This is a genomic window from Limnobaculum allomyrinae (assembly GCF_016649425.1).
In the GTDB taxonomy this organism is placed as follows: Bacteria; Pseudomonadota; Gammaproteobacteria; order Enterobacterales; family Enterobacteriaceae; genus Limnobaculum; species Limnobaculum allomyrinae.
In genome coordinates this window covers 42,966-54,442 of the sequence record NZ_JADRCR010000016.1, presented here as the reverse complement: position 1 = coordinate 54,442, position 11,477 = coordinate 42,966, and the positions used below count along the sequence as shown (strand labels likewise).

Genomic DNA, 11,477 nt, shown 5'->3' with positions numbered 1-11,477 from the left:
TACGGTCTGGCGACCGTGCTGAGTGTGATTGCAGTGATTGGGGTGTTTATGCTGTAAACAGCATACCCCGTTTGACTGTAGTGATACATGTTGTTAAGAAGCGCCCCTGCCGGGGCGCTTTTTTCGTATAGGGGAAGGGTTTTAGTTTTTAAATTGGCGGTTGTGGGTATTCCGGCCGTGGTGGCGATGTACCTATATGGCCTACAGTGTACGGCCGGAAGGGCAACAGTACTCAAGCTCTTGAGTGCGTCGGGGCTGCCCCGCTGACTGGTATCTTTTGCTGTTGGCTACGGTGGGTATTCCGGCCGTAGAAGATGCGGGAGAGCAGAGGGCGTTCGCCCTCTGCCCGGTCGCTGCACAATAGTTGATTCAGACTCAACATCACTAGCAGACGAAACTTACTCCCAAACCTTTAGATCTAATTTAAGGTTAATCAAAACCTGACACTAACATTCATATTCACCATATTTGACTGCTGATTATCAGCAAAATACTGCTCATACATCATATTCAGTGCCATGTTATCCGAGAACGCCCATTCCAAACCGCTGCCAACCATCATCACATCCCGAGACAGTGGAACACCCTCCAGCGGCATATATTGGTTCACGCCGGTAAAGCTGGCGTTATAACTGCCATTGTCCTGGCTTATTGCCCGTTGATAGTGAGTCTGAGCCGTCAGGTTAACTTTCCCTTTGTTTCCCATATCCCAGCCGTAACCGGCACGGGCGCCGACACCGGCCTGCCAACGGGTAGTTGTTTGTGAATTAGCCTGTAAGCCGAAACCAGAAGCGCCAGTTTCCTTAAAGGCATCCTGTTTCAGGCTGATATATTGGGTGTCAACATAAGGGGTGAACTGCCAGCCCTCTTTCTTCATGCGGTAACCCATTTCACTACCAAGAGTGAAATAGTTGCCGCTTTGATCGCTGCTGACGCGCGCAGTTTGATTACCCAGTAACAGCGTGCGCTTTTGTTGGCCGTCGTAGTAACCTGATGCAATACGTCCGGTCACATAATAAGAATCAAAGATCTTACCGCCATACAATGAGGCTTCACCCACGGTGCCGCTGCTACTTTCTGAACCGCGGCTCAGACTGCCATAGGTATCACTACGGGTAAGTGAGCTACCAATAAAGGTATTTTTATCCAAAAAGACATCCTGCCCCATAACCCAACCGTTCATATTGTAATTAACACCAGAGAAACCGGTGCTACTCAGATTGCTCTGATAATTAATATTGCCGGTCCAGCCATTATTCCTTGGGGAATCCATTAGTTGAGCAATATGGTCAGAAACCTGACGATTATTCACGTTAACCGCCTGCATGGTCATAGCCATAGAAGCTGCAGGCAGTTGTCCGGACAGGCTTTCCAGTGAGGCTTGAGCTGCCTGAGCATTTGGTGACTGTTGCAGGCTGGCTGCGCCATTGAGGAATTCAGACATTTTGGCATCCGCCGGCGTCGGCGAATTGGCTAACTGTTGGTCTAACTGAGTAAATGCCTGTTCAACCCGGGTGGCACCTGAAGTTGCCGCCGCATTGTATTCAACACCGGCTACATTAGTCGCCTGTACTCGTTGAATATCTAACCAAACTTGATTGTTACTGTAATCAGGTGTTGCATCCAAAAAGACACCCGATGCCTTGGTAAAGGTACTGAATTTTCCGGTTACTCCCCCCTGAGCGGTTAACACATCCTGACGTTGAGTGGTGGTGACATAACCCTGTGGAACCGCCAGTACGTGAAGATCGCCAGCCAGAGACGCGGTACCCTGAACATTCAAGGTAGAACCTAATACCAGCGCTAAATGACCATCAGCCGTTTGGGTATAGTTACTGTTAAAGTTAGTTTGACCATTACGTAATACGACACTGCCCTGATTGTTAACATTACCGCCAACGCGGCGAACATCCAGCGTACCAGAAGGGCCAACATTTACCGCAGAAGCCAGTCCATTATCCGAAGCCAATGTACCACCTAATACTTGGGTTAAACCGGTATAGCTCGCATCTTTTCCAAGTATCAAAGTACCGGTGCCATTCTTAATCAGGCCACCGGCTCCGCTAATCGGGTTACCCCAGGTTGAGCTGTAGCCACTAAATGAAACGCTGACATCGCCCCAGTCAAACTTAGCCGGGCCACGTATAGCAGCATCAACATTCAACATGCCATAACCGAATGTTGCATCAACGCCAGGATCGCCAATATCAGTTGCGGTTCCCAACAGTGTCTGACGAACTAAATCATTAGTGAAGTAGGGAAATGCCTGCCATACCATCGCAGCAGCACCGGTTACCTGTGGAGTAGCAAATGATGTACCAGACACCAGAGAGGTGCTTAACTCACCGGTTTGCGCATTCTGGCTCAGAACGGATACCGTACCCGGAGCCACCAGACAATAATGCATGCTGATACCACAGGCATTCGCGTAAGCGGAAAGTTCATCTGGCCGATTCACATTCACTGCGCTGACGACCAACCACCCCTTCTCCAAAGCAGGTGAATTCGCAATCGTTGGCAAAGAGGCTATTTTGGTTGGTGTAATATCGCTGTCATTACCACTGGCAAATACCACTAACCCACCGTGGGAAACGACAAAATATTGATAAGCATTAACATAACTGTTGGTGGTTGATGTATCAGTTATCGACCAGTCAGGCATACTCCATGAATTATTCAGAATTTTAGCGCCCGCACTCGCCATATCATAATTAACTTTAGCTAAAGAGTATCCTTTAGAACCTGCGGAGCTGGAGGAGTCAGAAATAATACGACCGCTGACAATAGTGACGCCGGGCGCAGTACCTCCGGAGAATGGTCCAACCCGCTGTCCGGCTAAAGTTTGGGCGACGGAGGTACCATGCCCCCTGACATCGCCTACGCTGGTATCGTTAGTACTTGGGTCAACATAAGTTAATGATTGAGCTATTTTTCCCTGAAGTGCCAGATTGGAGGTTAATACCCCACTATCAACCAAACCGACAATCACTCCGGCACCGGTATACCCTGCCATGCGAGCCTCTGCAGCATGGGTAATAAATAAATTCTGGTTGTAGGTATTGCGAGTAAATGGTTCTGTCGCTGAGATAACAGGAGCATTAGTTTCAGCCGGCGGCGTGGTAGGAGTAGAAGTACCGCCAACGCCGTCATTACCGCCGCCGCCACCACCACCGCCTCCTCCGCCACCACAGGCAGAAAGGGTTAACATTAAAAGAGAATTTCCAGTGAGATATAAAGATTTTTGTAATAATGATTTTTCTGAGGACATGAGGAGTACCTCCGGCTTTTATTAGCCGTTTTTATAAGCAATTTAAACATTCCTTGAATTCCGCAAATAAGATTTAGTATTTCGGATTTCAGATATAAGTCATCCCTCCCCCTGAAAGCTTTCCCAAAGGCTTCGGAGATAATACTTATGAATAACAATGTTATGTTGCTTACTGACTAACCCTATCAAATGAATTGCAACGACACTTTTGATGGTTATTCTAAATGTAATGCTAGACGTACTATTCACACCCGTCAAATATGCAAAGCAATTTTATTCACAATTAATTAACAATAAAATTAATTCAATAAAAACAATAAATTAAAGAAACAAATCATTGTAATTGATTAAAAATCGCTCATTTAACTTTATAAAACAATAAAATAACCACACAGTTAAAGGTGGTATAAATTTATTCTAACCACTCATAAAGGAACACTTTTTATGTGGATTTAAATAGCAAAAATAAAAACCGGAAATTTTTTATGGGCATTAATATCTTGATAACATATTTGATTAACAAACAAACAGAAGGGTGTTTCATATAAATTTAATTTATTTTGAATTATTAATTTTTTAACATTAAAGAATTGAATAAACCATATAAAAAACAAGTGAATTAATGTGTTGTTAAAATTAAAAGAGACACCAATCCGGTGCTGTTATACCAGATACTACTCTTACAGCACCGCTATCGGTTAATCTGTGATATTAAAATTCCCTGCATGAGTTTTGATAACCTCATAAGGTAACACTGACCAGTCAGGGTATTCACATGCCCGGGCAACTCGGGGAAACGACGGGCTAAAATAGAGCCCTTTTGGTGTAAAATGCCAGTTAACAAAAGACCAATATTCAACCGTACTGTAATCACATTCATCACTCTTTTTCATTTGTGACGGATGAAGTTTGCGCATTTGCTCCACAATCCAGGGAGCGAAAACAGTACTTCGATAACCGGAGAAAGCTTCAAAATTTGCATCATCTCCCCCTTGCTCGTTGTAATAAACTGGCTTGCCTTTGCCCAACCAGATTACATCTTCAAGCGCCAGTTCTTTGCCACTCTTCATATCCAAATTGATAGGTGAATCAGCAAAATCAGGATGTGCCCCACCACAGTAATAATCAGTAAATACCGAGGCACTGATCACTGAAGGCGAGAAATAGGTCGGTTTTACCGATTGATTAAAATCAGCCTGCCCAGAACTACCGGATAATCCGCCCAGCATGCAGCCATGATAATCGACAACTTCACGCCACAGACGATCTCTCAGTCTTACGTTTACCTGAGCCATTTGTTCCTGAGGATATCCGGACAGCAATTCAAACATGCGGATACCTGAGCCCGGCTCTTTCCACCAACGAATACGGTACCCCATAAACTCCTGCTCATTCTCTGCTTTCAAGGGCATATTCAGCAGGCGTAAATAATCATAGAGATTATCCTTACTCAGTTCGTTTTGATAAGGTGTTAATTCTGGCTTTTGACCTACAGGGATAATTGCCGGTAACAGTGACACATTGATTGTTTTTGCTTTATCGTCATGCCACTGACCGCTAAGCCCACCCTCAGGTGTTGGCGTCAACGTTATTTTGGGTGCTTTTTGCTTACCGGTAAGGTTTTCATTTTCATATAGTTCAAAACTGCCGCCTTCTGATTGGGTTCCCGTTAAGGCAATGTCTTTACGATAGCGCAAATAGAAATAACGTCCCGTTACCTCATTCGCGTCAGTAGTAATCAGCTCAACCACCACCGGAGATTTACCAATCTGGCCGGTATAAGTCATCTGTTGCTCATCATGCTGCGCATACGCAGGGCACAGTACACCAAGCCAAATAGTTACTATGGCGAAAAATAGCGTAAATAATTTCATAAAAACCCTTAACTGATATCAACACGCGTTATGGTGCTGCCAGTTCCCAAGAACAGATCAATAATAGACGCTTATTAACGAGCTGCCGCAATAATTGCCTGTCCAAGAGATAATCCGCCATCCCCCATCGGCAAACGTTCCGGCCAAATAACCTGTTTGTCACCCAGATAATGAACTAATAACTCACGTAGTAAGCGATTGTGCATAACCCCACCAGACAATACAACAGTATCTATGTGGTACTGCCGGGCAAACATGTTCGCCATTGTAGCGAAACCTTGAGCTAATGCATCATGAAACGCATAAGCCCGCTCAGCAGGCGGAGCCTGATATGCCAGCCATTGATGCCAAAACGAGGCCAAATCTAACTGACCATCAATCACGGGTATCCTCACGGGATGAGTTATTTGACAGCACTGGCGTGCCAACGCCTCCAGCTTACAGGCTGCTTCACCTTCCCAACTGATAGCAGAAGTAGAGATTGCCAGCGCAGCTGCAACCGCATCAAACAAACGACCACAAGAGGATGCCGACGGTGAGTTTAATCCTCTATCAATAGCCACCTCCAACGGTTGCCAGTTTTCCCGGGTAATGGCTGTTGCAGCAGAATAGTTTTGCCAGTCAGGAACAAAACGCAACCACTGGGCTAAAAGATTGCGCCATGGTTGAAAAGAGGCCTTATCTCCCCCAGGGAGCGCCACTGCGGGTAATCCGCCAAGGTGATGGCAATGCTGATAATCAACCAACAGACACTCCCCGCCCCATAGCTGACCATTGTCACCGTATCCTAATCCATCCAAAGCCAGGCCAATCACCGGCCCTTGCTCTTTACGCCAGCCATGCTCTGCCAGACAGGCCGCAATATGGGCATGGTGATGCAGAACCTCAATAATCGGTAATTTGCGCTGTGCAGCCAGTTCTCTGCCATAGCGGTGGCTCACGTAACCGGGGTGTGCATCGACCACGATAGCTTCCGGTGCAAAATGATAAATATCTTCAAATAACGTCAATGATTGCTGATATTGCTGCTGAATATCCAGATCGTCCAAATCACCTAAATGCTGGCTGAGTACTGCGGAGTTCCCCCTTAACAAGCAGAAGGTATTTTTCAGATCGGCTCCCATAGCAAGAATCGGAGGTATATGCTCGAAACCATGCGGTAGCTCAATTGCATCGGGAACATAACCTCTGGCACGGCGCAACATCTCCGCTTTACTAGAGTGATAACGAATGACCGAGTCATCCGCACGTTGCACAATATCCCGATTATGTATTAGCCACAGGTCAGCAATATCGGCTAAATCATCCAACGCCTGTTGATTAGATAAGGCAGGGGGTTTGCCTGAGGCGTTACCGGAGGTCATCACCAGCGGTCTGTTCACCATACCAATCAATAAGTGCTGCAAAGGATTTGACGGCAGCATCACCCCAACCTCATCTAATCCGGGACAAATAGCATCACTTAAAGGAGAACCCAAAGACTGCGTCACTAAAACAATTGGCGAAGGGCTGCTTTTTAACAACTGCTTTAATGCATCATCATGTTCCTGACTACAATAATTAAGCCATTGCTCAGAGGGTAGCATCACAGCCAAAGGCTTAGAGGGACGATGTTTACGCTGGCGCAATTTATTAACGGCATCACTATTAGTGGCATCACATGTTAAATGGAAACCACCCAGACCTTTTATGGCTAAGATCCCTCCACTTAATAGTAAATCTGTCGCTTGTTGCAGCGCATTGTCACCGACTATTCGGCGAGTTGATGAATCACTTCGATCGCTAAGCCAGATATGTGGCCCACAAACCGGACAGGCATTCGGTTGAGCATGAAAACGACGATCTGCGGGTGACTCATACTCCTCTGAACATGAGGGACACAAAGGAAACTCAGCCATTGCTGTATTGGGCCGGTCATAAGGCATTTTGCGAATAATGGTAAAACGTGGGCCACAATGGGTACAGTTAATAAATGGATAGTGATAACGACGATCTTCAGGGTAATAAAGTTCCTTCAGACAACTGGGGCACGTTGCTGCATCGGGTATGACTTGAGTATCCATATGCCCTTCACCGCTACTGCGAATGGTAAAATCCACCGGCAAAATTGGCCAGTTTAGAGGGTGAGGCGTAATACTTTCGATATGAGCCAATGGAGGGCAGCGTTGATAAAGTTGAGTCAAAAAAGTCTGATATATATCGTCTGGTGGCATCACCAGACGAATCAGCACGCCTTCCGCATCATTACAAACATCACCGGTTAACGCTAAATCATGTGCTAATTGCCATACATAAGGACGAAAACCGACCCCCTGAACTTTACCCTTAATCCGAAGCTGTACCCCATCCGATATCACATCATGCCCCTTAACCATACCGTTTACGATTATCGCCCGTATCACCGCTATTTTGCGCTACCAAACGCGATGGGTCATTCAAAAAGATCAAAGAAATTATCAATTAGGCCACAAAAACTACTCGGCTTTGGTCGAAGATGTCTATAATGTCACCTCACGTCGACTATTCCCTTGTTCGGCCCGCAGCTATGACGCAATAACAATACACAGGATGCTGACCAACAGAGTACGGTTTATGAATAACAAACAACAACTATTTACTTTAAGCCCTTACATGGAATTTAGTCGTAAACAGTGGGCTGCTCTGAGGGATTCAGAGCCATTGACGTTAACCGAACAAGAAATTATTAATCTGAAAGGGATCAATGAAGACCTGTCACTGGACGAAGTTTCTCAGGTCTATCTGCCGCTTTCTCGCCTGTTAAATTTTTACATCGACAGTAACCTGCAAAATCAGGCGGTACTGGAAAAGTTTCTGGGAATTAAAAACCAACGGGTTCCTTACATTATCAGCGTAGCGGGTAGCGTTGCCGTGGGTAAAAGTACCAGTGCACGCGTATTACAAGCTTTACTGAGTCGATGGTCTACACACCGGCGAGTTGAGTTGGTCACCACCGATGGTTTTCTGCACCCTAACCATATTCTGCGTGAACGGGATATGATGCAGAAAAAGGGGTTTCCTCAATCTTACGATATTCAGAATCTGGTGCGCTTTGTTTCAGACATTAAATCAGGTGTACCACGTGTTGAAGCGCCGGTGTATTCCCATCTGACATACGATATCTTACCGGGTGAGACGCAGATTATTGAGCAACCAGATATTCTGATTCTTGAAGGACTTAACGTATTGCAAAGCGGAATGGATTATCCTCAGTCGCCACATCGGGTCTTCGTTTCTGATTTTGTCGACTTTTCTATTTATGTTGATGCTAAAGAAGAGCTGCTGCATCAATGGTATGTTAATCGTTTCCTCAAATTCCGTAAGGGTGCATTCTCCGATCCTGACTCTTATTTCCACAGTTACGCCCAGCTGTCAGAAGAAGAGGCCGTGAATATTGCCAATAATATCTGGCTGGAAATTAATGGTAAGAACCTGATTCAGAACATTCAGCCCACCAGAGAAAGGGCCAGCCTGATTCTGACAAAAGGGGATAATCATGCGGTAGAGAAAGTTCGATTACGCAAATAACCGAACGGCTCCATCAAGATATCTTATTCCCCGCGCCAAATGCGGGGAATAAATTAGCCATGATCGGGACGCAGAGAGATTTCTCCGCCAATAAAAGGTTTAATCACACCATCCTGATCCAACAGTAATGCCCCCTGCTTATCAATGCCTCTGGCAATACCGTGAATCTGCTGTTCACCAATTAGCAGTTTTACCGGCCTATCGATAAAGTTATCCAGTTTACGCCAGCGAGACACGAATGGAGCCAGCCCTTGTTGTTCAAATTGAATCAGCGATTCCCGTAAGGTTGAAAGCAAACAAGGCACTAATTCGTTACGATCAATAGCAATACCGCTATCCGCCAGATTAGCCCACTGCTGATTAACGACATTGCTGTCCGGTTCACGCATACTCAGGTTAATACCAGCGCCAATCACCACATTAGCCGCATCGCCGGTTTTCCCGGTCAATTCAACCAGAATTCCAGCCAGCTTTCGGTCGCTCAGATAGAGGTCATTAGGCCACTTAACCTTTACCCCTTCTGCACCCAGTTTATGCAGAACTTCAGCCATCACGATACCTATCACCAGACTCAGGCCAATTGCCGCTGCCGGCCCCTGTTCCAGACGCCAAAACATAGAAAGATAAAGGTTCGCGCCGAAAGGAGAAAACCACTGTCGTCCACGACGACCGCGGCCCGACTGCTGATATTCCGCCACACAGGCATCACCAGACTGAAGTTGATCGAGCCGTTCCATCAGATACTGGTTGGTAGAATCAATGACCGGTAATACAGTCACCTGCCCTTCAGTCAGACGTTGTTTAATTAATTGCTCATCGAGCAGTTGGATTGGCGCAGGCAAGCTATAGCCTTTACCGGGAACGGTAAATACATCCAACCCCCAATCTCTCAGGGTCTGCATATATTTATTGATGGCAGCACGACTCATTCCCAGTTCGGAGCCTATTTGTTCACCGGAGTGGAATTCCCCATCAGAGAGTATCTTTACCAGCTGCAACGGTACTGCAATATTCTTCATGCCAGCACCTCAAGCGCATTGCGCTCACCGGTTTTGCCTATAAAACGAACTTCTGGCTCCAACAGAACATTAAAACGTTCAGCCACTTGTTTTTGCACATAGGCGGCTAAAGCGACAACATCCTGAGAGGTAGCATTATCCTGATTAATCAGTACTAACGCCTGCTGTTGATGAACGGCTGCACCACCAATACGATGGCCTTTCAACTGGCACATATCAATCAACCAGCCCGCAGCCAGTTTTTCCTGACCATCAGCCTGTGGATAGTGAGGAGCGACAGGGTAGTTTTTCAGGATATCTGCAGCCTGTTGAGCGCTTACTACCGGATTTTTAAAGAAACTGCCGGCATTCCCGGTCACATTAGGATCGGGTAACTTACTGGAACGCATCGCACAAACCGCATCAAACACCTGCATTGGCGTCACGGTTTCCAGATCAAACTGACGCAAATCACCATAGCTTAAAACCGGTTTCCACTGCTTTCTTAGCTTCAAACCAACCGCCACAATGGCATACCCATCGCGGAACTGGTGTTTAAAAATACTTTCCCGATAGCCAAATTGACACTGTTCAGATTTCAGTCGGGTTAACTCCCCGGTTCTCAAATTGAGAAGATCGACATATTCACAAACGTCTTTCAGTTCAACGCCATACGCGCCGATATTCTGAATTGGAGCCGAACCAACACAGCCAGGGATCAGTGCCAGATTCTCTAATCCGGCAATATTATGTTCCAGCGCATAACGCACCAGCTCATGCCAGTTTTCACCAGCCCCAACATGTAAATACCAGTTATTAGCCGATTGGCCTATTTCCTTGCCTTTAATGCGATTCTGAATAATCCAACCGTCAAAATCCTCTAAAAACAGCATATTACTGCCTTCTCCCAGCAACAATGCCGGACACTGCTGCTGTTCTGACTCCTGCCATGCATCGATCAATTGCTCAGCGGATTCAGCAACGATAACGCGCCGGGCATGAACGGGTAAACCAAAAGTATGAAGATTCTGAATCGACACGGATGGATGAGTCATAGAAGATCCTGACGTAATTATTAGGGTGATTAAGATACAGGGAAAATGATGTGGTTAGTCTACCTGAAATTTGATACTACGTATATTTTAGGGGGATTAAGGTTGCCCTGAGATATTTGCTGTTGTTTTAGAGGATTGTTAGTTACGTGTACATTTCGCCGCCTCAAATTCTGACACTAGCTCAGCCCCGCTGCACGCGTCGAGTCAGGGGTGTTGAGGGGCGAACACCCCTGACAACCCCCGCCCTTTTTAATCGCCGCTGCATTCGCAGACTGGTTCTGCGTTTATACATTAGTCACTGCCTATATGGGCAGCGGTGTTTCGGGGTTGCGACTTGTGCTTTGGTTTGTTTTTCTGAGATGGTTTTCTTTTTAGTTCTGCGTACATTTCGCCGCCTCAAATACTGAGACTAACTCAGCCCCGCTGCTTGCGTCGAGTCAGGGGTGTTGAGGGGCGAACACCCCTGACAACCCCCGCCCTTTTTAATCGCCGCTGCGTTCGCAGACTGGTTCTGCGTTTATACATTAGTCACTGCCTATATGGGCATGCGTGATTCGAGGTTGCGACTTATGCTTTGGTTTGTTTTTCTGAGATGGATTTATTTTTAGTTCTGTGTACATTTCGCCGCCTCAAATTCTGACACTAGCTCAGCCCCGCTGCACGCGTCGAGTCAGGGGTGTTGAGGGGCGAACACCCCTGACAACCCCCGCCCTTTTTAATCGCCGCTGCATTCGCA

General features: G+C 46.3%; 6 protein-coding genes. 1 reads left to right on the top strand and 5 read right to left on the bottom strand.

Annotated elements, in window-relative coordinates; genetic code table 11:
- Nucleotides 1–433: 433 nt before the first annotated feature.
- The 3 genes from I2494_RS19410 to hypF form a co-directional block, all read right to left on the bottom strand.
- The gene (locus tag I2494_RS19410) at nucleotides 434–3,208 is read right to left on the bottom strand and encodes an autotransporter serine protease (RefSeq protein WP_218468786.1); all 2,775 of its coding nucleotides are present in this window, start codon (nucleotides 3,206–3,208) and stop codon (nucleotides 434–436) included.
- Between the two features lie 758 nt (nucleotides 3,209–3,966).
- Complete coding sequence (locus I2494_RS19405) at nucleotides 3,967–5,142, bottom strand: hypothetical protein (protein WP_218468785.1); 1,176 nt, start codon at nucleotides 5,140–5,142, stop codon at nucleotides 3,967–3,969.
- Between the two features lie 74 nt (nucleotides 5,143–5,216).
- Nucleotides 5,217–7,517: a carbamoyltransferase HypF gene (gene hypF / locus I2494_RS19400; protein WP_267081353.1), complete on the bottom strand. Its 2,301-nt coding sequence runs from the start codon at nucleotides 7,515–7,517 to the stop codon at nucleotides 5,217–5,219.
- 217 nt (nucleotides 7,518–7,734) lie between these two features.
- Between hypF and coaA the strand changes: the two genes are divergently transcribed.
- Nucleotides 7,735–8,688 (top strand): type I pantothenate kinase, encoded by a 954-nt coding sequence (gene coaA, locus I2494_RS19395; RefSeq protein WP_218468783.1) that lies wholly within the window; start codon nucleotides 7,735–7,737, stop codon nucleotides 8,686–8,688.
- Nucleotides 8,689–8,741: 53 nt separating this feature from the next.
- Here coaA and birA read toward each other — a convergent pair whose 3' ends face one another.
- Nucleotides 8,742–9,707 (bottom strand): bifunctional biotin--[acetyl-CoA-carboxylase] ligase/biotin operon repressor BirA, encoded by a 966-nt coding sequence (gene birA, locus I2494_RS19390; RefSeq protein ID WP_218468782.1) that lies wholly within the window; start codon nucleotides 9,705–9,707, stop codon nucleotides 8,742–8,744.
- On the bottom strand, nucleotides 9,704–10,741 hold the full coding sequence (gene murB, locus I2494_RS19385; RefSeq protein WP_218468781.1) for a UDP-N-acetylmuramate dehydrogenase: 1,038 nt from the start codon (nucleotides 10,739–10,741) through the stop codon (nucleotides 9,704–9,706). Before murB ends, birA begins: the two co-directional genes overlap by 4 nt.
- Between the last annotated feature and the right edge of the window lie 736 nt (nucleotides 10,742–11,477).